Annotated in this window: 20 protein-coding genes; 13 read left to right on the forward strand and 7 right to left on the reverse strand. The window is 44.4% G+C overall.

Annotated features, from left to right (window positions below; all coding sequences use genetic code 11):
- Window positions 1-151: 151 nt before the first annotated feature.
- Window positions 152-1,099 carry an oxygen-dependent coproporphyrinogen oxidase gene (gene hemF / locus AC6CHI_RS07485; protein WP_498120435.1) on the reverse strand — a complete coding sequence of 316 codons (948 nt, stop codon included), beginning with the start codon at window positions 1,097-1,099 and terminating at the stop codon, window positions 152-154.
- A 232-nt stretch (window positions 1,100-1,331) separates the two neighbouring features.
- Between hemF and hemN the strand changes: the two genes are divergently transcribed.
- Entirely contained in the window at window positions 1,332-2,702 is a 1,371-nt protein-coding gene (hemN, locus tag AC6CHI_RS07490; protein WP_498120437.1) for an oxygen-independent coproporphyrinogen III oxidase, read from the forward strand.
- Window positions 2,703-2,755: 53 nt separating this feature from the next.
- Here hemN and ribA read toward each other — a convergent pair whose 3' ends face one another.
- Window positions 2,756-3,358 carry a GTP cyclohydrolase II gene (gene ribA / locus AC6CHI_RS07495; RefSeq protein WP_458891689.1) on the reverse strand — a complete coding sequence of 201 codons (603 nt, stop codon included), beginning with the start codon at window positions 3,356-3,358 and terminating at the stop codon, window positions 2,756-2,758.
- Window positions 3,359-3,660: 302 nt separating this feature from the next.
- Between ribA and dxs the strand changes: the two genes are divergently transcribed.
- The 8 genes from dxs to AC6CHI_RS07535 all read left to right on the forward strand — a co-directional run bounded on the left by dxs (window position 3,661) and on the right by AC6CHI_RS07535 (window position 12,430).
- Window positions 3,661-5,568 carry a 1-deoxy-D-xylulose-5-phosphate synthase gene (dxs, locus tag AC6CHI_RS07500; protein ID WP_498120439.1) on the forward strand — a complete coding sequence of 636 codons (1,908 nt, stop codon included), beginning with the start codon at window positions 3,661-3,663 and terminating at the stop codon, window positions 5,566-5,568.
- Window positions 5,569-5,684: 116 nt separating this feature from the next.
- Entirely contained in the window at window positions 5,685-6,515 is an 831-nt protein-coding gene (locus AC6CHI_RS07505; protein ID WP_498120441.1) for an inositol monophosphatase family protein, read from the forward strand.
- Window positions 6,516-6,954: 439 nt separating this feature from the next.
- A complete protein-coding gene (locus AC6CHI_RS07510) occupies window positions 6,955-8,817 on the forward strand; it encodes a DEAD/DEAH box helicase (RefSeq protein ID WP_498120442.1) in 1,863 nt (620 codons plus the stop codon).
- A 401-nt stretch (window positions 8,818-9,218) separates the two neighbouring features.
- Entirely contained in the window at window positions 9,219-10,037 is an 819-nt protein-coding gene (locus AC6CHI_RS07515; protein WP_458891685.1) for an ABC transporter ATP-binding protein, read from the forward strand.
- Window positions 10,034-10,813: a lipid asymmetry maintenance ABC transporter permease subunit MlaE gene (gene mlaE / locus AC6CHI_RS07520; protein ID WP_498120444.1), complete on the forward strand. Its 780-nt coding sequence runs from the start codon at window positions 10,034-10,036 to the stop codon at window positions 10,811-10,813. The genes AC6CHI_RS07515 and mlaE overlap by 4 nt, the downstream gene beginning before the upstream one ends.
- Window positions 10,813-11,481 carry an outer membrane lipid asymmetry maintenance protein MlaD gene (mlaD, locus tag AC6CHI_RS07525; protein ID WP_498120446.1) on the forward strand — a complete coding sequence of 223 codons (669 nt, stop codon included), beginning with the start codon at window positions 10,813-10,815 and terminating at the stop codon, window positions 11,479-11,481. Before mlaE ends, mlaD begins: the two co-directional genes overlap by 1 nt.
- A gap of 16 nt (window positions 11,482-11,497) precedes the next feature.
- Entirely contained in the window at window positions 11,498-12,133 is a 636-nt protein-coding gene (locus AC6CHI_RS07530) for an MlaC/ttg2D family ABC transporter substrate-binding protein (protein WP_458891682.1), read from the forward strand.
- Window positions 12,134-12,169: 36 nt separating this feature from the next.
- Window positions 12,170-12,430: an STAS domain-containing protein gene (locus AC6CHI_RS07535; RefSeq protein ID WP_498120557.1), complete on the forward strand. Its 261-nt coding sequence runs from the start codon at window positions 12,170-12,172 to the stop codon at window positions 12,428-12,430.
- Window positions 12,431-12,544: 114 nt separating this feature from the next.
- Here the strand turns inward: AC6CHI_RS07535 and AC6CHI_RS07540 are convergent, their stop codons facing one another.
- Window positions 12,545-13,558 (reverse strand): magnesium and cobalt transport protein CorA, encoded by a 1,014-nt coding sequence (locus AC6CHI_RS07540; RefSeq protein WP_458891681.1) that lies wholly within the window; start codon window positions 13,556-13,558, stop codon window positions 12,545-12,547.
- A gap of 154 nt (window positions 13,559-13,712) precedes the next feature.
- Here AC6CHI_RS07540 and AC6CHI_RS07545 point away from each other — a divergent pair, with 154 nt between their 5' ends.
- Complete coding sequence (locus tag AC6CHI_RS07545) at window positions 13,713-14,312, forward strand: LOG family protein (protein WP_498120448.1); 600 nt, start codon at window positions 13,713-13,715, stop codon at window positions 14,310-14,312.
- On the forward strand, window positions 14,312-14,713 hold the full coding sequence (locus AC6CHI_RS07550) for an NUDIX hydrolase (protein ID WP_498120450.1): 402 nt from the start codon (window positions 14,312-14,314) through the stop codon (window positions 14,711-14,713). Before AC6CHI_RS07545 ends, AC6CHI_RS07550 begins: the two co-directional genes overlap by 1 nt.
- Window positions 14,714-14,747: 34 nt before the next feature.
- Here AC6CHI_RS07550 and AC6CHI_RS07555 read toward each other — a convergent pair whose 3' ends face one another.
- Complete coding sequence (locus tag AC6CHI_RS07555; protein WP_498120452.1) at window positions 14,748-15,386, reverse strand: ComF family protein; 639 nt, start codon at window positions 15,384-15,386, stop codon at window positions 14,748-14,750.
- On the reverse strand, window positions 15,373-17,418 hold the full coding sequence (gene recG, locus AC6CHI_RS07560) for an ATP-dependent DNA helicase RecG (RefSeq protein WP_498120454.1): 2,046 nt from the start codon (window positions 17,416-17,418) through the stop codon (window positions 15,373-15,375). The genes AC6CHI_RS07555 and recG overlap by 14 nt, the downstream gene beginning before the upstream one ends.
- Before the next feature lie 34 nt (window positions 17,419-17,452).
- Here recG and AC6CHI_RS07565 point away from each other — a divergent pair, with 34 nt between their 5' ends.
- Window positions 17,453-18,262, forward strand: coding sequence for an NAD(P)H-binding protein (locus AC6CHI_RS07565; protein ID WP_498120456.1), 810 nt, complete (start codon window positions 17,453-17,455; stop codon window positions 18,260-18,262).
- Between the two features lie 187 nt (window positions 18,263-18,449).
- Here the strand turns inward: AC6CHI_RS07565 and AC6CHI_RS07570 are convergent, their stop codons facing one another.
- Window positions 18,450-19,733 (reverse strand): hypothetical protein, encoded by a 1,284-nt coding sequence (locus tag AC6CHI_RS07570; protein ID WP_498120458.1) that lies wholly within the window; start codon window positions 19,731-19,733, stop codon window positions 18,450-18,452.
- A 178-nt stretch (window positions 19,734-19,911) separates the two neighbouring features.
- Window positions 19,912-22,494, reverse strand: coding sequence for a glycerol-3-phosphate 1-O-acyltransferase PlsB (plsB, locus tag AC6CHI_RS07575; RefSeq protein ID WP_498120460.1), 2,583 nt, complete (start codon window positions 22,492-22,494; stop codon window positions 19,912-19,914).
- Window positions 22,495-22,788: 294 nt separating this feature from the next.
- On the opposite strand from plsB, the gene AC6CHI_RS07580 reads away from it, so the two are divergent.
- Window positions 22,789-23,661 (forward strand): acyl-CoA thioesterase, encoded by an 873-nt coding sequence (locus AC6CHI_RS07580; protein WP_458891672.1) that lies wholly within the window; start codon window positions 22,789-22,791, stop codon window positions 23,659-23,661.
- Window positions 23,662-23,779: the final 118 nt, after the last annotated feature.

A 23,779-nucleotide genomic window follows, 5' to 3' on the forward strand; every position in this document is an offset into this window, starting at 1 on the left:
CACCTGTGATAATGCAGTGTAATCGAATTCGGGTCTAAGTGCCGTGAAAAGCTGTAAACGAAGATGTCTGTTTAGTTCAAATCAGGTATCCGGCTTGCAAAAAAAATAGCCACTGTGTAAGGCATGGCTATTTTTTTCAGAGGATGGTGATTTATTCGGGAGCGAGTTCGCTTAACCAGTCATGAGGTTTTAAATAGTATTCACTCAGGCGTTGTTCAGGGCTGTCTTGTTCCCATTCTGGGCGATAAGACCATGCTGCCAGATTAGGCAGGCTGACCAAGATGGACTCAATCCGTCCGCCCGTTTGCAAGCCAAATAGGGTGCCGCGATCATAAACCAGATTATATTCGACATAACGACCACGACGGTACAGTTGGAATTCGCGCTGCGCTTCAGTATAGGGTTTATCCTGATTTTTTTTGAAGATCGGAAGAATTGCTTCTAAGTAGCCATTACCGACGGCTTGAATATAGTTAAAACAAGTGTCAAAGTCCCATTGATTCAAGTCATCAAAAAATAAACCACCGACACCACGCTGTTCATCACGATGTTTGAGATAAAAATAATCATCACACCATTGCTTGTGTTGTGCATACACTTCGCTGCCAAATGGGGCACACAATTCAGCCGCTGTGTTGTGCCAAGCCCAGACATCTTCATCATTCGGATAAAATGGGGTTAAATCGAAGCCACCCCCGAACCACCAGATCGGGTCTTGTCCTTCAGGTTCCGCGACAAACAGCCGAACATTGGCATGCGAGGTCGGCACATTCGGATTTTTCGGGTGAATCACCAAGGATACCCCCATGGCTTGCGCTTTAGCCCCTGCGATGGACGGATGGCGTTCAGTCGCAGAAGCGGGTAGCTTGGAAATATTGATATGCGAGAACATCACCCCGCCTTTTTCAATGACCGTACCATTTTGCAAGACACGGGAACGTCCGCCACCGCCTTCTGGGCGTTGCCAATCATCAATCACAAATTCAGCAGTTCCACCACCAGCGCGTTCTTGTTGTTCTAGGCTGGCACAAATACGGGCTTGTAAATCGAGGAGAAACTCACGAACACGTTGAATATCGGTGGACGTTGGATGTTGCATCTCAACCCTCTAAAGAAAAATGAAAGACGGATTAACATGTACCATAAATTTATAAAAAACTTAAGGTTTTTTTCTTAAGTGACTCTGTTGGGCTCAGGATTGCTGCCACAGTATCTGTCTGATCTGACAGCGATTATTCCGACTAAAAGGCTAGGTTGAATTCTCGGGACAAGCTCCGCACAATAGATGGATACAGCGTGTTGCTACAGGCAGAAACTCAGATAGGGCATCTATGACTCAAGCCAGTTCACTCATTCAAAAATACAATGTTGCAGGTCCACGCTATACCAGTTATCCCACTGTACCGTATTGGCAAGAACAAGACTTTCGCTTGGCTGCGTGGAAGCAAAGCTTAAAACGGGCATTTGATGAATCGAATGCGCGTGAAGGGATCAGTTTATATATCCATCTGCCATTTTGCGAAAGCTTGTGTACCTTCTGCGGTTGCCATAAACGCGTCACTAAAAAGCATGAGATGGAACAGCCTTATATTCAGGCGCTGCTAAAAGAGTGGGATTTGTATTGTGAGTTATTGGTTGATAAACCAATCATTAAAGAAATTCACTTGGGCGGTGGCACACCCACCTTCTTTTCGGTCGAACATTTGACCCAGCTGATTCAAGGACTTTTGGCGCAAGCTGACATTGCCGAAGAATATGAATTTAGTTTTGAAGGGCACCCCAACAATACCACGCGTGAACATTTGCAAGCCTTGTATGAGCTTGGCTTCCGCCGAGTCAGTTATGGGGTGCAGGATTATAACGAAAAAGTGCAAAAAGCCATTCATCGCATTCAGCCTTTTCAACATGTGCAACAGGTCACCGACTGGGCACGAGAAATTGGCTATACCTCTATTTCGCATGACTTGGTGTTTGGTCTGCCTTTTCAGGATTTGACAGATGTACTGCATACCATCGAGCAAACCAATAGTTTAAGACCAGATCGCTTGGCATTTTACAGTTATGCGCATGTCCCTTGGATTAAAGGCAATGGGCAACGGGGTTTTAAAGATCAGGATGTGCCGAAAGATGAACTGAAACGTCAGCTCTATGAAGAAGGCAAGAAAAAGTTGATCGCACAGGGTTATCATGAAATTGGCATGGATCATTTTGCCTTGCCACATGACAAGATGTATCAAGCTTTTCAGCAAGAAAACTTACACCGTAATTTTATGGGCTATACCTCATCGAAAACCCAAGTCATGATTGGCTTAGGATTATCATCAATCAGTGACAGTTGGTACAGCTTTGCCCAAAATGAAAAGACCTTAGAAGATTATTATGCGCGACTGGAACAGAATGAAATTCCGGTCTACCGTGGGCATATCCTAAGCGATGAAGACTTGGTGATTCGGCAGCATATTTTAAATTTGATGTGTACTTTCACCACCTCGTGGCAAGACCCCCGTTTAGCTTTTCCTGAGTTGCCACAAGTGCTAGCGCAATTAGATGAAATGCAACAAGACGGCTTATTGCAAATCGCTGCCGATCATATTCAAATTACCGAGCAGGGGAAGCCTTTTGTGCGCAATATCTGCATGGCTTTTGATTTACGCCTGAGTCGTAAAATGCCGAATAATCGGATTTTCTCGATGACGATTTAAAATTTGAACGTTTTGGGGATTGAGCAATCCCCAAAAGCTTGCGAAAGGATGACTTAAAAGTCATCCTTTTTGTACATGTGCGCCATGCGTTCATGTTTGGTTTTTAAATACTCTTCATTGAAGGGATTCAGTCCCACCGTGAGTGGTACACGATCAATCACATTAATGCCAAGATCAGTTAATGCCTTAATTTTTAATGGATTGTTGGTCACTAGGCGGACTTCTTTCACATTTAGATGATCCAGCATGATACTGCACATATCGTAGCGGCGCGCATCTGCAGGCAAGTTCAGCATGAGATTGGCATCAACGGTGTCATGTCCTTGATCTTGCAGGGCGTAGGCACGAATTTTGTTGGTGAGTCCAATACCGCGTCCTTCCTGACGTAGATATAAAATCACGCCTTGTCCGACGTCATTAATCAGTTTTTGCGTGGCTTGTAGCTGAGGTCCGCAATCACACTTTAATGAGGCAAACGCATCGCCTGTCAAACATTCGGAGTGAATACGCACCAATACTGGACCCGTAGGTGGTGTATCGAGTCCTTTAGAGAGCGCCACATGTTCTTCACCTGTTTTCGGATCTTGGAAGACCGTAATTTTAAATTCACCAAAAGCAGTGGGAAGGCGAGAAGTTGCGACAAATTCTATAGGCACTGTTTAACCCGTTACATAGTTTATAAATTGACTAAAGTATAGCGTAATGCTTGGACATTAGTAGAATAGTGAAGCGGAAATTGTACGCAAGATTTTCTTTTTTGTAGAAAGCGAACGATAATAGTTGATAAATAGTTAGATTATTCAGGATAATCTACGCACCAAAAAACGCCAATTGAGTTTTATACTCAAGCATGCATCGCCAGAAATGTGGCTGATTGAAGGTGATATCATTCGACTATGATCGAGTAACCCATTTACCTAGCTTAGGATTTGCCAGGCTTTAGAAGGCTTTGCCACATATGTTGTATACAGAAATTCCAACTCAACGCCCTGTCACACCGTTGCTGGATACGATAGATCATCCACAACAACTTCGTTTGCTCGCGCGTGATCAACTACCACAAGTGGCGGATGAGTTACGTCAATTTATTTTGTATGCAGCTGGACAAAGCGGCGGACACTTTGGCGCAAATCTAGGTGTGATCGAGCTCACGGTAGCGTTACATTACTGTTTTAATACCCCAGAGGATCGTTTAATTTGGGATGTGGGGCATCAGGCCTATCCGCACAAAGCCCTCACAGGACGCCGTGAACAATTAACCACAATCCGTTCCAAAGATGGCTTGGCGGCTTTCCCTGCGCGGGAAGAATCAATTTTTGATACCTTTGGTGTTGGACATTCCTCGACGGCAATTTCGGCAGGGCTGGGTATGGCCTTGGCGCGTCGTTACCAACAGAATCCTTGTGAAGTGGTGGCAATTGTTGGGGATGGTGCCATGACTGCGGGCATGGCATTTGAAGCCATGAATGATGCGGTCGCGCATAATGCCGACCTGATTGTGGTCCTGAATGACAACGACATGTCAATTTCCTGTAGTACAGGTGGTTTTGCCAAGCATTTGGCGGCGATTTGGGAAAGTGGTCAGTCGGTGCATATTTCAGAGCAAGGTGAAGCCTACGTACAACCGCATCCAAAATGGTCGTACAACTCACGTTTGCATCAATCGGCAACTGAAGCCGCGGATAACTTATTTAAAGCCATTGGTTTCGATTATTTTGGCCCCTTCGATGGCCACAATGTCAAAGAGTTGGCACAGGTCTTTGAAGCGTTGAAAAAACGGACTGGTCCACGTTTGATTCATGTCTATACCAAAAAGGGCAAAGGGTTTGCGCCTGCTGAAGCCAACCAGATTAAATACCATGCCATTACCAAAATAAATGCCAAGGCTGCCCCTCAGACCGCACCGAAGTACTCAGATGTGTTTGGTCAGTGGTTATGTGATGAAGCGGCACAAGATGCACGTTTGTTGGCGATTACACCAGCCATGTGTGAAGGCTCAGGCATGGTGAAATTTGCCCAGCAATATCCTGAACGTTTCTTTGATGTGGCAATTGCAGAACAACATGCAGTGACCTTGGCTGCAGGCATGGCTTGTGAAGGCTTAAAACCGGTAGTCGCGATTTATTCGACTTTCTTGCAGCGTGGTTATGACCAGCTTATTCATGATGTGGCTTTGCAAAATCTGGACGTGACCTTCGGTATTGACCGTGCTGGTTTGGTCGGTGAAGACGGACCAACGCATGCAGGGGCGTATGATTATGCCTTTATGCGTACGGTACCGAATATGGTGATTATGGCGCCGAAAGACGAAAACGAATGTCGTCAAATGTTGCATACCGCCTATTTGTATCCAGGACCAGCGGCGGTGCGTTATCCGCGCGGTAATGGCTTAGGTGTGGAAATTCAGCAGCAGTTGACTGCGCTGGACATTGGTCGTGCAGAAATTGTTTTGCAATTGAACGAAGCAGCTGAGGAGCAGATCAGCATTCTGGCCTTTGGTAGTCGTGTAGCGGCCTCTGTAGAAGCAGCACATACACTTGCACAGCAACTCGAAGTGGGAGTGCGTGTGGTGAACATGCGCTTTGTGAAACCGCTCGATGAGCAGATGCTATCCAGCCTAGCAGAGCAAACACAATTGTTTGTGACGGTTGAAGAGCATGCGGTCATGGCCGGTGCTGGGAGTGCCGTCAATGAATATCTGGCACAAGCACAAATCGTTAAACCCATGCTGAATTTAGGCTTGGCCGATAACTTTATGCATCAGGCAACGCATAGTCAGATGTTGCAGCAGGCAGGCCTAGATGCACAAGGTATTGTAAAATCAGTAGAATCGGTCTGGTCGAAGCTTGTACAAAATGTAAGCTAAACTCCAGCTAAATTTTCGAAACATTTTTTCCCTAAAAGCGCTTATATTTGTTAAGATATAAGGGCTTTTATGCATTATTCTTTAATCAATCTCTTCATATTTGTAGTGGGTGTTCAATGGAACCTATGGTGGTGATGGCTGCGCGTGCGGCTCAAACAGTCGGTCAAGAGCTTTTAAAAGCGCATCAAAATCGTCATAAACTTGATCTACAAGTCGAAGAAAAAGGAATTGATGGTCCGGTAACGCGTGTAGACCGTTATTTGGAACAATTGACCATCGATACACTACGTAAAAGCTATAAAAACCACAGTTTCCTTGGCGAAGAATTTGGATTGCAAGAAGGTAAAGGTCACGATGCCGATTGGTGTTGGGTGATCGATCCGCTAGATGGCACACTGAACTTCGTAAACGGCTTACCGCATTTCTGTATTTCAATTGCTGTGCAACATAAAGGTGTCACTCAACACGGGGTAATTTATGATCCTGTGCGTGATGAGTTGTTCTCTGCAAGTCGTGGTCGTGGTGCCATGATGAACCAACGTCGTATCCGTGTAAACGTGAAAGACAGCCTAGAGAATACCTTCTTGGCTGTGGGTCATGCTTACCGTGCTAAGCGTAATGGTGCAATTGTTTCTTATGCGAAAAACCATTTCGAATCGTTATTGAACGTGACTGAAGCAGGTGCGCAATATCGCCGTGCTGGTTCTGCTGCATTAGATCTTGCTTATGTGGCGGCTGGTCGTTATGACGGTTATTTCGAATTGGGTCTTAAGCCTTGGGATATCGCAGCTGGCGAACTGATTGTGAAAGAAGCAGGTGGTACTGTGGTCGATGCGCGTGGTGGTAGCGACTCTATGGAAAATGGTCAAGTACTTGCATGTTCAATGAAAATGCTTAAGCCATTAATGCAGGCCGTTGTGCCAGCATGGGGCGAAGCAGCCAAGTAATCGAATACTTGCGTGATCAAGTCATGACAAAAAAAGCTCTCAAAATCTGAGGGCTTTTTTTTATACAATTCCATGCCTTAATTGCATCTTTGAATAATATTTTGTAAAAAAATGGTAAAAGTCGATTAAAAAAGGTGACTTTTAAAAATATGCTGTTATAATCTTGCCACGCACTTAATTTCTGTTCGTTACCTGAACATTTCTCTTCTTATCATTGTGTATGCGCGTGCGGTCCATAGAGAGGACGATATCTCGCGCCCCAATCGCTAAAGCGATTCCTTCAGGTTATGCCGTAATCATGCGTGCGTTATATCACATCGTCGTTACTCGGATCGCCGCTGATTCTAAAGATTGTCAGCGTATATTGCTGTACCGCTTTTTGTCGATGTCCATTTGACTTTATTTTAATGGAGCACCCAGTTTTCGGGTGAAAAACTCTATGAGCAAAACTTTTGCTGAATTTCCTTTACATGAATCGTTACAACAAGCTTTACAAAGCCTAGGTTTTACATCACCTACGCCTGTACAGGAACAATCGATTCCTGCTGCTTTAGAAGGTAAAGACCTTCTTGTATCAAGCCAAACAGGTTCAGGTAAAACTGCAGCGTTCTTACTTCCAACGTTAAACGCACTTGCAGGCCAAGAGACTTTCGTTCCGTTCAAAGAACGTATGAAAGCAATTACTCAACCGAATATTTTAGTTCTTTGCCCAACACGTGAGTTGGCGCAACAAGTGAGCCAAGACGCAATTGCATTTGTACGTCACATGAAAGGTGCACGTATTGCTGCGATCATGGGCGGTATGCCATTTGGTAAGCAAATCCAACAGTTAAAAGGTGCGCAAGTTGTTGTTGCAACACCAGGTCGTTTACTTGACCTTGTGAACCGTCGTCAAATTAAACTCGACAAAGTTGACGCTCTAATTGTTGACGAAGCTGACCGTATGCTTGACCTAGGTTTCTCTGAAGACCTAGAAGCAATTAGCGATCTTGCTGCGAACCGTAAACAAACCTTAATGTTCTCTGCAACTTTTGCACCACGTATCATTACACTTGCTGAACGCATGATGAATGAGCCTGAGCGTATTGCAATTGAAACAGGTCACTCAACCAATACAGACATCACTCAGACTTTACACTGGACTGATGGCTTTGAGCACAAGAAAAAACTTTTGACTCACTGGTTGAGCGAAGAAGATCTTGATCAAGCGGTTGTATTTGCATCTACACAAGAAGATACAGATATGTTGGCTGAAGAACTTGCTGAAGCAGGTCACTCAGTTGTTGCACTTCACGGTGCAATGCCACAAACAGTTCGTAACCGTCGTTTACGTAGCATTCGTGAAGGTCGTGCGAAGATCTTAGTTGCGACTGACGTTGCAGCACGTGGTCTTGACGTACCAACAATTTCTCACGTAATTAACTTCGGTCTTCCAATGAAGAACGAAGACTATGTACACCGTATTGGTCGTACAGGTCGTGCGGGCCGTACTGGTAAAGCGATTACTTTAGCGACTTACCGTGAACGCGGTAAAATCCGTGCTTTAGAAGATTACTTAGATGCACGTTTAGAAGTATCTGAAATTGAAGGCCTTGAGCCATCTCCACCTCCTGCACGCGGTGGTCGTGATGGTGGCGGTCGTGGCCGTGATGGCGGTGGTCGTGGCCGTGGTGGTTTCGGTGGCGGTCGTCGTTTCGAAGGTGAGTCGAACTTTAAACGTCGTGAAGGCGGTGATGATCGTCCACGTCGTAGCTACGATGACAAACCTCGTGGTGATCGTCCATCATTTGGTGGTGAAGATCGTCCACGTCGTGAGTTTAATAATGATCGTCCACGTCGTGAAGGCGGTTTCGGTGATCGTCCACAACGTTCTTTTGATGACCGTCCAAAACGTGATTTTGGTGATCGTCCAGCGCCACGTCGTGAAGGCGGTTTCGGTGATCGTCCGCAACGTTCTTTTGATGATCGTCCAAAGCGTGAATTCAGCTCTGATCGTCCACGTCGCGAAGGTGGTTTCAACGATAAACCACGTTTTGATTCGAATGATGACAACCGCGGTAACCGTGTAGACTACAAACCACGTCGTGAAGGTTCTTTTGGTGACCGTCCAAAACGTGATTTTGGTGATCGTCCAGCGCCACGTCGTGAAGGTGGTTTTGGCGACCGTCCACAACGTTCTTTTGGTGATGATCGTCCTAAACGTACTTTCGGTGGTGAAGACCGTCCGAAGCGTGAATTTAATTCAGATCGTCCACGTCGTGAAGGTGGTTTTGATCGTCCACGTCGTAAATTCAACGACTAAGTTCGATACTCTAAAAAAACCAGCGCAATGCGCTGGTTTTTTTATGTTTGGTCATTTTGTTTATTGTTTAAAAAATGTATACTTGGTCAAATTTCTGTTGAAATATGACAAATATGAACAACAATATACAACAACAGCCCGTGTTAGCGTTCTCGTTAAAAGAGGTAGTTATGCCTTATCTTGGTTTTATTCTACTGATGAGTAATCTGATTTATTTCTTTTATGCGCAATTTGTATAACGCTGCGTTCCAAATATAAGGCTGTGCCGATCAATACCAATAATTAGAATCCTATAATTAAAAAACAAATTGCACACAGTTTACCCGACGTAACTAGGTAACATTTTATAGTTCAATCCTTTATAGTATGCGTGCTGAAAAAATGCAGGAACTTTCTCCGCTATGAATAATCAAGCACCCCTCCAAAATTCGTCTTTGATTGAGGTCAAAGAGCTGAGTTTTAAGCGAGGGGAACGAATCATTTATGACCAAGTCAGTTTGAATATTCGACGTGGTCAGATTACCGCCATTATGGGGCCATCGGGTACAGGAAAAACCACCTTGTTACGCTTAATTGGCGGGCAACTTACTCCCGAGCATGGACAGGTGTTACTGGATGGAAAAGATATTGGGCATATGTCACGACATGAACTGTTCGCGGCACGGGCGCGTATGGGCATGCTCTTTCAAAGTGGTGCCTTATTTACAGACATGAGTGTCTATGAAAATGTTGCATTTCCATTGCGTGCACATACCCAGTTGCCTGAGCATCTAATTGCAGAATTGGTGGCACTCAAGCTGGAATCTGTCGGACTACGTGGTACAGAAAAGCTCATGCCTTCGGAGCTGTCGGGCGGGATGAATCGTCGTGTGGCCTTGGCGCGTGCAATTGCCTTAGACCCTGAATTGATTATGTATGATGAGCCTTTCGCAGGGCAGGACCCGATTGTGAAGGGGGTGCTGACCCGCCTGATCCGTTCATTGCGTGAAGCGTTAGAGTTGACCACGATTATTGTCTCGCATGATGTCGGTGAAACCTTATCGATTGCCGACTATATTTATGTGGTGGCTGAAGGGAAGGTGCAAGGGGAAGGCACACCTGAGCAATTACAAGCCAATGCATCGCCATTTGTGCGTCAATTCCTCACGGGGGCTGCAGAAGGTCCTGTAGAGTATCAGTTTAGTGATCAAGCATATTTGGCAGGCGAGGTTCGTGCATGAATGCTATTGCCTCATTAGGTAGACGCGTTATTCAAAGTGTTCAGGGTGTCGGGGTTGCAACGATTATGTTGCTGCAAATTCTATGCTCTATGCCGACATGGTTAGGGGTCAAACTTTTTGTTTACCAAATGTACCGTGTTGGGGTGATGTCCTTGCTGATTATTTCGGTTTCGGGACTGTTCATTGGTTTGGTTTTGGGCTTACAAGGCTATTCCATCTTGGTCAACATTGGTTCAGAAGCCATGTTGGGTACCATGGTGTCGCTCACCTTGTTGCGTGAATTGGCACCCGTGGTTGCGGCATTACTGTTTGCAGGTCGTGCAGGTTCTGCGTTGACTGCGGAAATTGGTTTAATGAAAGCCACTGAGCAATTGTCCAGCATGGAAATGATCGGGGTTGATCCTTTAAAACGGATTGTTTCGCCACGGTTATGGGCAGGGATCGTGAGCTTGCCGATGCTGAGTGTGATTTTTGCCGCGATTGGTATTATTGGCGGAAAAATGGTTGGCGTAGATTTTTTGGGCGTCGATGAAGGATCTTTCTGGAGTGGCATGCAAAGTAATGTGCAATTCTATAAAGATATCTTTAATGGCACGATTATTAAGAGTATTGTTTTCGCCATCCTTTGTACTTGGATTGCAGTCTATCAGGGTTATGCTTGTATCCCGACTTCGGAAGGTATTGCAACCTCGACCACGCGTACCGTGGTGTATTCTTCGCTTTGTGTATTAGGTTTTGATTTTGTGTTGACTGCGGTCATGTTCGGAGGGGTTTAATGAAATCACGTGCAAGTGAGCTGGCCGTAGGATTTTTTGTCATTGTCTTCGGTGTTGCATTATTTTTCTTGGCAATGAAAGTGAGTGGTCTGGTAGGTACCAATTTACGAGATGCTTATCACATGACGGCCCAGTTTGATAATGTAAACGGTTTAAAACCGCGTGCGAAAGTGACCATGAGTGGGGTCACGATTGGTCGTGTCACCGATATTACCCTAGACCCTGTGACACGTTTGGCAACGGTACATTTTGAGTTGGATGGCAAGTTAACCTCATTCAACGCAGAGCAATTGAAGACAGTTGAAAACAATGCTCTAGAAGAGCTGCGCTATAGCACAGAATATAGTGAAGCAACGCCAGAGAAACAAAAAGAAATGGAACAGCAACTTATTGCGAACATGAAATCCATCACCAGCATTGATGAGGATGCTTACATAATGGTAGCAACCAATGGTCTGTTGGGTGAGAAATATCTAAAAGTTGTTCCAGGCGGTGGCTTGAACTACATCAAGCGTGGTGCAGCAATTGCCAATACGCAAGGCACAATGGATCTTGAAGATCTGATTAGTAAATTTATTACTGCAGGTGCAGGGAAGTCATCGACTTCATCCGCAGAAGCTGAAGCACCAACAGAGAAGACAGATGCTGAACCAGCATTTGTTGAATAATTGAGAGGAATTTAGAGTGAATACGTTGTTTAAACAAACACTAACGGCAAGCATTTTATCTACAATGATTGCAGGAACTGCATTTGCTGCACCAGCTGAAGCACCTCCAGCATTTATTAAGCGAGTCGCGGATGGTTTGATTGGGCGTTTACAAGCAGATCATGCCAAGCTGCAAAATAACCCTGCTGCGGTAAAGATGATTGTGCGTCAAAACCTAGATCCTTATGTCGATTCTCAGGCCTTTACCCGTATTGTGATGGGAACTTATGCGACCAATCAATATAGTACGGCTGCGCAACGTGCCAAGTTTGAAAAGAATTTCCGTGAAACACTGATTGAAAATTATGGCAGTGCTTTTGCGAAATTTAGTAACCAGACTTACACGATACGTCCTTACAAAGCGACGGGAAGTGCCAATCCAGTGGTTACCATTGATTTTAATAACAAGGGTGAGAAGATTCCAGTCTCGTTCCAGTTGGCCGACAAGGGCAGTCAGTGGAAAATCCGTAACATCAATGTATCGGGGATTGATTTAGGTTTACAGTTCCGTAACCAGTTTGCGGCAACAGTTAAACGTAATGGCGGTGATTTAGATAAAGCCATCGCGAACTTTGAACCAGATGCAGATGCTGCGGTTAACAAGAAAAAATAAGATAGGTGCTAGGTGATTAATCTGATTGATCAGGAAATGCAGGTTGTGGGTAAAATTGATTACGCCAACGCTGAGCAATATTATCAGCAAGGTTTAGCGATTATTCGACAACAGCAGTTGCCTTTGGTGGTGAATTTGGCTCAGTTAGAGCATGGCAGTACTTTGGCTTTGGCGGTGTTGGTGCGTTGGTTAAGGCAGACTCCTCAGGCTCAAGGCTTACAATTTAAAGCAGTGCCTGAAAAAATGATGAAGATTATTCAAGCCTGTCATCTGCAAGATGATTTACAGATCATTTAAATAAAAAAAGCACCGCAATGGCGGTGCTTTTTTTATGTACTTCGCAAATCGGCATTCATCAAATAAATGCGTATTTCTTGCGCCTTGCTTGAAAAGCAGAGCTTGAAATCAGACTCAAATCCATTTTTTCCAGCGGAAGTAAATCAGCGGTCCAATAAAGAAACCGACAATAATTAAACTGACCACAATAAAACTGGTGGTGCCGTGAGCAAAAGGCAGCACATCGGTATTCATACCATAGATACTGGCAACCAACATAGGGGGGGCAAGCATACTCGGTAAAATCGAGAAGCGACGAATGGTGTCATTCTGTTCGGTGTTAATGAAGCCTGATGTGGTGTCGAGTAAGAAGCGGACTTTTTGGAACAAGAAGGCATCATGTTCCACCAGTGAGCGCACATCTTCGCTGAGCTCTCGAATATCGGCATCATAAATATGACTGCCTAAGGCGCGTGGACGGGCCAAGAAGGTCAGAACACGACGTAAGTCAATTAAACATAGTTGTGCCTTACCCAACATATCTTCGAGTTGTGCCAGTCGGGTAATCATGTCGTCCAGATCGAGAATCTGTTCACGATGACGGTTATTCAGCACTTCTGTGGAATACTTTTCCAAGTCCTTGTGGATATCTTCCAAGATATCCGCAAGCTCATCCAGTTTGGCTTCTAATAAGCCCAATAGAACCCACGTCGGGTCTTTATAGTCAATTTCGTAGTCGTTGCGACGTGCACGGGCACGAAAAGCCCGGAATGCCACCAGTTTTTCACCACGCAGGGTAAACAGACGTTCTTTATGTAAAATAAAGGCCACCGTTTGTACCGTGGCTAAAATGCTGGCGTTGTCATCTGCTTCGCCATCCACCTGATAGTTTTTATTTTTCGTTAAAAAATAGGTACTGATATGCAAAATGCCATCGTCATCACGGTAAAATCGGGCAGAAGAGGAAATGTCTTCCAAAGACTTTAAAGTCGGCAAGTTCTGGTCGTAGGCATCGAGTACCCATTGCTGTTCTTCTTGTGAAGGCGCAATCAGGTCGACCCAGACCAGTTCGGGGTGTAGATCGAAGCCACCATTAATGGTGGCGTCTTCTAAACTACCGCGCTCTGTGGCGTAAAAGGCTTCAAGCATGGATGTCTTTTCTCCCTTGCGCAGTATGGGTTAAATCGATGGGTGTATTTTAGACAAGGATTTCATGAAAAACACTGATCGGATTGCTATTTTATGAAAAAATCTCCATCTAGTTTACTTTCGCGGCATGACAAGATCATAACACGGTGAAACAATGACACATTCTATTGCAGTTTTTTGCGGTTCAGCAGTTGGTACAGATACAATTTTTTTAGAAACAGCCCGTCACGTGGGGTGTACCTTAGCACAGCAGGGTAAAACATTGGTGTATGGTGGTGGTCGCTCGGGACTGATGGGTGTGATTGCCGATAGTGCCATACAGGCGGGTGGGCGAGTCATTGGAGTGATTCCTCACGCTTTGGTCGATCGTGAACTGGCCCATCCGCATTTAACGGAATTGCATGTGGTGAAAAATATGCATGAACGTAAAACCAAAATGTCGGAACTGTCGGATGGCTTTATTGCCTTACCGGGTGGGGCTGGCACCTTGGAAGAAATTTTTGAGCAGTGGACTTGGGCTCAGTTAGGTATTCATCTTAAGCCTTGCGCATTTTTAAATGTCGAAGGATTTTATGATGATTTGTTAAAGTTTATTGATTTAACTACCCGAAAGGGCTTTACCCATTCTCGTTTTAACCAGAGCTTAATTGCAGAAACCTCGGTTGAAGCGATTTTAGAACAATTTGAAATATTTACCGCACCGACACCGAAATGGGGGATGTGTGAGCAACAGGATTTGGTGAAGCACGGCTGATGAAAACAATTACCGTTGCTGCTGGGATTGTCTTGAATGATCAACAGCAGTTGTTATTGGTGCGTAAGCAAAATACCGCATTTTTTATGCAGGTCGGTGGCAAGCTCGAGCCGAATGAAGCACCTGAGCACTGCATTGTCCGTGAAATTCAGGAAGAAATTGCCTGTCAGGCGCACTCGTTGCAGTATGTGGGGCAATTTAAAACAGCGGCTGCCAATGAGCCAGATCATGTGTTAATTAGCCATTTGTTTTGGTTGCAGTTAGATCGTGAGCCACAGATTGCCGCTGAAATTGCAGAGTTGAAATGGATTGATCTTGATGATCAGGTCACACCGTTAGCTCCCTTAACCCGAGAAATCGTGATGCCTTGGGTCAGAGAATATCTCACTTCACGTGCTTAAGATGGGAATACCAGATTGGCATATGGTATTAGGATCAGGTTCGAGCCGCAGCGATACACGCGGCTTCAACTTTACGACATCCCAGTTCAGTTAAAGCAGTGTGTAAGGCTTTGAGTGAACTGCCTGTAGTGACCACATCATCTAGCATCAGCACACGGCGATAGCGTAGCGTGTTGCTAGGGGCAATCAGAAATTGTTGTTCAATCTGATCCAGTCGTTCCAAACGGCTCAAGCCTTTTTGTGAATGCTGATGCTGACGTTGAATCGGTTGCCATACGGGGACATTCAGATGCCGAGCAAGGGCTTTGGCTAAAATCACACTTTGATTATAGCCACGCTCCGCTAAACGCTGAGTTGAAATGGGCATCGGTACAAGCGCCTGAATCTGCCGATATTCCAGTTGCTGCAACATGCCGCTCAGCATGCGCTGAAAATGCAATTGCTGTTGATATTTAAATTGCTGAATCACGCGATCCAACGGGTAGGCATAATGGCATGCGACCTGAATCTCGATTTCCTGACGTTGGATGTGCTGTTTGAACCAAGGCAAGCTCTTCCAGCAATCATCACAAACACTTGCATGTCCCCCGCCTGAGAGGCCACAGAGCTGGCAAGGTAATCGGGCTTGTAGCCAGTTGTGTGCAGGTGTGAGCCATGGCTTAAACATAGGCATAACGTGGCGCCTCAGGCAGCCAGCGCTTCAGCAATGCGTCGGCTTGGGTCGGGTAATCTTTTAAGATCTGCTGTGCCACATAATGGGCTTGATTAAGCAAGTGATCATCGCGTTCCAGTTTGGCGACACGAAAGCCTATATCACCGGTTTGTTTGGTGCCCAAAAGCTCCCCAGGCCCTCGAATTTCTAAATCTTTCTCTGCAATGATAAAGCCATCATTGGTTTCACGCATGATGCGTAGCCGCTCTTGCCCATTTTGCGACAGTGGATTTTTATACAGCAGGGCACAGAAGCTGGCTTTGGCACCACGGCCAACCCGACCACGTAACTGATGCAACTGTGATAAACCGAGTCGTTCTGCATTCTCAATCACCATAATCGAAGCATTCGGGACATCGACCCCAACTTCAATCACCGTGGTCGCAATCAGCAGTTGTAGCGCATTGTCTTTGAACTGTTGCATAACCGCTTGCTTTTCATCGGCTTTCATTTTGCCATGCACCAAGCCAATATTGAGTTCGGGGAAGCGTTCCCGAATTTCTTGAAAGGTGGCTTCAGCGGCTTGGGCATCCAGTGTTTCCGATTGTTCCACCAGTGTGCAGACCCAATAGGCCTGTTTGCCTTCAGCACAATTGGTCGCAATGCGTTGCAGGACTTCTTCACGTCGATCGAGTGGAATGGTCACAGTTTGAATCGGGGTTCGACCTGGAGGCAACTCATCAATGATGGATGTATCTAGGTCACCATAGGTCGACATGGCCAGAGTCCGTGGAATCGGGGTGGCGGTCATCACCAACTGGTGCGGTGTGGTCTGCTGTGCACCTTTATTTCTGAGTGCGAGACGTTGATCAACCCCAAAACGGTGCTGTTCATCAATAATCACCAAACCGAGTTTATGAAAGGCCACACTGTCTTGAAACAGCGCGTGTGTGCCAATCACCAGTTGCGCTGCGCCTTGTTGAATCTGTTGCTCGGCCAATGCGCGAGCTTTGCCTTTTTGCTTGCCTGAGAGCCATGCCACGTTCAGTCCAAGCGGTTCAAACCAGCGTTTAAAATTCAAATAATGCTGTTCTGCCAGAATTTCGGTCGGTGCCATCAGGGCCACTTGCCAGCCTTCTTCTAAAGCATGACAGGCTGCAATACCTGCCACCAAGGTTTTGCCTGCTCCGACATCGCCCTGAACCAAACGTAGCATGGGTTTGTTCTGCTTTAAATCATCAGAGATTTCTTTCGACACACGTTTCTGGGCTGCGGTCATTTTAAAAGGCAGACCTGCCAATAACTGTTTGGCGAGGGTTTTACTGCTGGCAAAAGAGGGCGCGGCAATTTGCTGAATATAGGCGCGACGGGTCAGCAGACTAACTTGATGTGCCACCAACTCTTCAAAAATCAGGCGTTGCTGCGCGGGGTGTGAGCCTTGGCTCAGTTGCAGCATATTGGCATCGACAGGCGGCTCATGAATATAGTGCAAAGCTTGCTGGAGGTTATAGCCATTGGTGAATTTCTGCGGCAATAACTCGGGTAAATCATCACTGTGCTGTTTTAAGGCTTGTTTGACATATTCACGCAGTTTGGGTTGAGTCAGTCCATCGGTCGCTGGGTATATGGCAGTGAGTTGGGTTTTCGGCAGCGGGGTGTGTTCGGTAATCAGCTGAATTTCTGGATGATACATTTCCAAACCACGTGCACCGACACGCACTTCACCAAAGACGCGTAGACGATTGCCAACTTTGCCCCGATCGGTCAAAGCCTTGTAGATGTGATAAAAGCGTAAGGTTACCTTACCGAGCTCATCATCCAGTAAAATCGCCATCGACTTACGCTTGCCAGGAGGGAAGTCGACCGATTTCACCATGCCTTCAAGCAAGTAGCTCCGCCCAACCTCTAATTGGTTCATGGCAATGATCGTGCTACGATCTTCATAGTCACGTGGCAGATGAAACAGTAAATCATCTGTGGTGAAAATATTGAGTTTTTCAAGTAAAGCAGCAGAGGCGCTTCCAACCCCTTGCAATTGCTGGACTGCAGCCATGTCCCCTCAACTAAAGTGCGTCATTAGGTGCTAAATGCATATTTTATTTATAGGTTATGGTAAAACATCTCAACGGGTAGCTAAACAATTATTTCAACAAGGCCACCAAATTACCACAATTAGTCGTTCTGCCAAACCGCAGGATTTTGCCACGCATCTGATGCAAGATATTCACCAACTGGATTTGAGTCAGCTTGCACCTGTAGATGTGGTCTATGTGTTGCTCTCACCAGATTCCAGTGATGTTCAAGGGTACAAGCAGACCTATGTCGATGCAATTCCAGCCATGCTGGATGCTTTAAAAAATCATCCCGTCCAGAAAGTCATTGTTGTGTCTTCAACGCGTGTTTATGGTGAACAGGTAGGGCAGCGGATTGATGATGACTCTGAGCCAAAGCCTGTGGATGCACAAGGGGAAATCCTGCGTCAGATGGAATTGCTGTGGCAAGCCGCCTATCCTGAACAGAGTATTATCATTCGTCCGACAGGCATTTACGGAGCTTCGGTGGCACGGATGATAAAACTGGCACAGCAGACCAAGACATATCCGAAGATCCATTATAGTAATCGTATTCATATTGAAGATTTAGCACGATTTTTAGCGCATTTGATTCACGTGGAACATCCAAAAAAATCTTATATTGTCACCAATAATCAGCCGATTCCTTTGCATGAAATTATTCAATGGTTTCAGCAGCAACTCGGTTTACCTGAGTTGACCTTAGAGAGTGAGCAGCTTTCAGGCAAACAGATTTATGCTTCGAATATGCAACAGTTGGATTTTGAATTACAGCATCCAGATTGTTTTGAGGATTATTTGGCTTTGTTGGCGAAGAGCCAGTGAAGAATATTTTGTAATTTGTTCAATGAAATTTTTGGAAAATGTTCGTTGAATGTGAAAAGTAATGTAAAAGGCATTCTGGTAAGTTGTTTACCAGAGTGCTTTGTTTAAATTATAGATTTTTAAAAATAAATTAAAGTATTTCACATAACGTGCATTAAGTTAATTTTAGCGAAACTCAATAATAAAATTACTTCTTCTTAGGTTTCATACATGAAGATTTTGATAGGTTCACTGGCTGCTTTAAATTGTGTGCCTTAGCACCCTGCTCTAAAAGATTCTGTAAACTTTTTTCAGAATTTTTAGGCTGTTTATTTTGAACATTCTTTTTACTCTGTGATGGCGATGCCTTTTTTTGAGCTTTTACTGGTTGCTCAACTTTATCTTGTTTACTTTTAGGATTATTGACTACGGCTGCCTTTAAAGACTTTAACCATGAGTATGTATAAGGATCTAATTTTAATAAGTGCTCAATCATTTCATTCCGTTGAGCTTTATCCATTTTAGCAAGAATGCTTTTCAGATCTGCATTAATTGATTGTGTTGGTGCTCCTCGTTCACTAGCTTTCTCATACCATTCATGTCCAAGTGTATATTGACGGGTCTCCATATAAATAGCACCTAATAACGTACATGGACGATAATTCTCTGGTGTTAAATTATGAGCTTTAAAAGCATTATCAATCGCAACTTCAACTTTTCTAAGATCACGTCTAACGCCACCTAGTGTAGTGAAGTAAGCTGATAATAGTTTTTTGTCTTTTATGCCAGCAATGGAAATTTTTTCTAGCAACTCTTCTGCTTCAAGACTTGCCTGACACTTTCTTAATTGGCTACTTGCATTAATAGCATTCCAAATATTTTTTTTATTTTTTTCAAACTCCTGAAGATAATAACTCGCTTCTAACCGATGAAACTTATGACGAACCTTAGTACTAAAGAACCTCTTTCCTATAGTGTTTAACCAAACAGCTTCATCTTGGGAAAGCCTGATATCACTTTCTAATTTACTCAAAATCTCGGAAAATTCTTTTGGCAAGGCACCTGATATATATTCATTAATTTCATATTTTTTAAGTAATGCTTTTTCTTTTTGCTTTGCAATATATACAGGATCTGACTCAAGTAACTTTTGTCTTTCAATAGCTTCTTGTCTTAACTTTTCCTGACGATTTTTTTCTTCTTCTCTTCTCTCTGCCTCAACTTTACTTCTAATTTTTTTCTGGAAGTCTGGTAAAAATCCACTTAAAGATCTAAGCATGTATTCATTAATATATGCTTTTTCAAACCCACTTAATATCTGTTTTTCTTCATATTTTTTTACTATATCTTTTAGGCGGCTAGGTATTAAAATGTCTGATTGCAATGAATCTAAAAAATACTGTTGGCATAGATCTAAAAGTTTATTCTCAAAAATATCTAAATCTTTCTGTGGCACTCGTGCCTGTAAAAGTAAAGCCTTACCATCAATCATAATTAAAATCTTATTTGAATCAAAAATCTATGTCAGTATAAATAAAAATAAATCCGCCTACTCTCTCAAAACGCACAATCCATTTAACATAATGGCGATTATCCAAAATCGACTAAAATTTTATTGTTATACATACAGCATAGGTATCTAAAACTACAGATACCTATGCTTTTTAAAATTACTTCTTCTTACGCTTCAAACGACGTTTCGCTTGCTGTGCCGCAACCGCATCCAACACCTGTTTTAGCTCTTCATCGCTAAAGGTAGTGATGTGCTGCAACATTTGTAAAGTCACATCATCCAGCACCAAATTAGCGTTTTCAGCAATATTGCTAAAGTTACGATCAAACACAATCGAACCTTCGGAATTGGTTGCAATATAACCTTGCTGGGTCAGAACACGAATAAATCCTTGGAATAGGGCTTTATCGAAGAATTCAGGTGAATTGAATTCATATAAGACTGACAAACGTTGCCCCACCAAGTGGCTCAATTCTTCTACTTGGCGCGTTGAGATATTGCCAGAACCGCGTTGTGTAATGAGTGCCAAAGTTAAGTAATAACGCTCAAGGCTCTGCATTACAGGCCCTGCCAGCACCAGTAGTTGATTGTGATCTTCACTATTTGGCGCAGGGGAAATTAAATGTCCTTCCGCATCTTCACTAATTAATTTAGCTTGAATCAAGGCATCAGCATAAGCCGCAATCTGTTCTTTCAGACCTTCATCATCCCATTTTAGGAATAACTCAGCTTTAAGGAATGGATAAAGCGTGCGAATCACATTGCATAAATCATGACGCTTGATGGTGCCATTGTGTTCGACCAATGCCGCAATTAATGATGGCAACACAAAGGCATGCACAATGTTGTTGCGGAAATAGGTGAGTAATACCGCTTGATTGTCTTCAATGGCAATGATGTCACCCAGCACATGCTGCACACGTTTAATCAGTTTCAGTTTCAAGCCATAGGCAATAATTTCTTTGCCAGAGAGCGGTGTAACTTGCGTACGCTCGTCATAAGGCAGTGCAGTCAGCAAGTTGCGGTAAGCATCTAACTGTTTAATGCACAGCTCTTCATCCAAGGTGTGTTTTGGTGTTGCCAACAAAATTAGCGACAGCAACGACACTGGGTTAATAACCACGGCACGGTTGATGTTTTCCAAAATGGTATGCGCTGCGCTATTTACGGCATCAGACACTTCATTTGGAATTGGATCATCATTTTTCTCAATGCGAATCTGGTCTGCACCGAAGGCTTTCAGCTTGTCATCCAAGAATACAGGTTCACCGAAATTGACATGCACTTTACCGAAGATGCGTTCAATTTTACGCAGGGTTTTTAAAATACCCAACACTGATTCTGCTTCTTTCGGTTTACCTTGCATTTCGCCAACGTAGGTTGAGCCTTCCATCAGGCGTTCATAGCCAATATAGGTTGGGACAAACACAATCGGTTTGGCGCGTCCACGCAAGTGACTATGTACGGTCATGGCGAGCATGCCTGTTTTTGCAGGTAATAAGCGGCCCGTACGCGAACGCCCACCTTCAATGAAGTATTCCAAAGGCGTGTTGCGAGACAAAATGCTGTATAAATATTCTTTAAATACCGTGGTATATAAACCATTGCCACGGAAAGTACGGCGAATAAAGAAGGCACCACCACCACGCAGTAATTGCCCCACAAATGGCATGTTCAGGTTATCACCGGCCGCAATGTACGGCACCATCAAACCACGTTTATAAATCACATAAGACAGTAATAGATAGTCGATATGACTACGGTGACATGGGGTATAGATAATTTCATATTCTTTTGCCAGTTCACGCACGGTACTGAAGTTATGTACTTCCACGCCATCATAGAGCTGTGTCCACAAGCGGGTCAGTGCCATGTCGGCAAAGCGCACCGCAGAAGAAGAATAGTCCGAGACGATTTCATTTAAATAGCCAATCGCACGACGTTCCGCTTCCAGCATGCTAATTTTGCTGCGGATACTTTCACGACGAATCGCATCTTGCACATCTTGTGCCTTAATCAGGCTATGCATGACATTGCGGCGGTCTGACAAGTCAGGACCGAGTACCACTTCGCGCTGGGCATCCAGATAGTTATTTAGACTGCTAATAATATAGGTCGCAGGCGATAAATTTGGATGGGTGGTTTTCGCGTACTGGATCAAGTCACGTAGGGATTGAGCTTCGTGGAATTCCAGATAAGATTCACGTCCATGTAAACCAATATTCACCATCTGTTTAACGCGGCTTGGGGTGGCCCATGTGTCGGTAAACAACAGCTTAAACCATGAGTCTTCTTTGTCGGGTGAGCGTCCCCACAGCACCGTCACAGGCACCAGTTCAATATCGAGTTCAGGATGCTGTTCCAGCAAGTCGATTAAACGTAATAGACGCGGTGGGAAAGTATTCGGTGGAGGATTGAGCAGGTTCTGCTCATCATGGTGTTGCAAAAACAAGATCGAGGCTTTTTCTTTGTGTTCACCAATCAGCAGTGAATCTAAAGCTGCTGGTAGTTTTAAACGGCGGGTTTCGCCATCGACCACCAAGGCATTACTGCGTGAATAGTTTTGTAATACGTAGCACACCACTTTTTGTGTTGCGCTGTTTGCAACATGGGCGTCTTCACTGCGATTAGGAGTTGTCGGGTTGCTGGGTACTTCACCCAAAATATGAGGGGTTACCACAAGGTCTAGTAGCTTACTGGAAAGCTGACGATACATTTGACCAAAGCCACGCTTGGACATAAACACTCCTAATACGGTACGAAGCCCCAAAAATGCGAAGGGGAAATGATTCTGCGTAATTGTAATCAAAAACGAGATGTCATTTTCTGACAAATTTACTACTTATGCCAAGATTCTAGCGTTAAACCACATATTTTTAGCAATAAAATTTGAAAATTACAGTGACAGCTCGGTCAATTAATCTCTAGGGGATTGGTCAACATTTATGTAATATAGGTTTAGAGTGAATACACTATCGTCTTTCTAATCAACACCATTTTTACCGGTGTGTATAAAATTTAAAGCGGGTCTCCTATGAATGCCTTAACTCAAGAGTTGGTTGAACTCCTTAGCCTTGAAAAAATTGAAGAGAATATTTTTCGGGGGCAAAGCCGTAATTTAGTGGGTAAGCGTGTTTTTGGTGGGCAAGTTTTAGGGCAGGCCTTACGTGCCGCATCGTATACGGCGGATCGTCCAGCGCATTCCTTACATGCTTATTTTTTATTTGGAGGCGATGTGAATGCACCGATTATTTATAAAGTGGATCGTTTAAGAGATGGCAAGAGTTTTGTCAGCCGACAAGTCCACGCCATTCAGCATGGACGTACCATTTTCACGGCCATGGTGTCTTTTGCACAGCCAGAGGAAGGATTGAATTACCAAATTCAGGAGCCTGACTATCCAGCACCGATGCAGGTGAAATCGGAAGCGGAACTGAAAAAAATGATGGTGGAATTTGTGCCGGAAAATGTGCGTGCCAGCTTTATGCGCGACCGTCATGTCGAGATTCGCCCGATTGATCCAGCCAATCCCTATCAGCCGCAGCCTGCTGCACCGTCTTATGCGCACTATATTCGTACCCATGACCGCATTACGCCCGATGTGGATGAGGTTTCACTGCATCAGGCGATTGCTGCCTTTTATTCGGATTTTACTTTAATGACCACGGCATTGCGTCCACATGGTTTGAGCTGGTTATCACCAAGTTTGCAGTGTGCCAGTATTGACCATGCCATGTATTTCCACAAACCTTTCCGTGTCGATGACTGGATGCTGTATGACATGGATGCTACGGTGAGTGCGAATTCCCGTGGGCTGAATTTTGGGCGTATGTGGCAAAATGGCGAGTTGGTGTGCAGTACCACCCAAGAAGGTTTGATTCGGCTCAGAGAAATTGAAACCCAATAAATCACCGACCTTAAAAGCCTCTATTGAATGAGGCTTTTTTTATGGCCTAAATCCAAAGCACCGCAACATATTCGGGACAATATCAGTCGATTTTTGTATTGAAGATATGCCATAGTGG

This window comes from Acinetobacter sp. GQ146 (genome assembly GCF_059758585.1).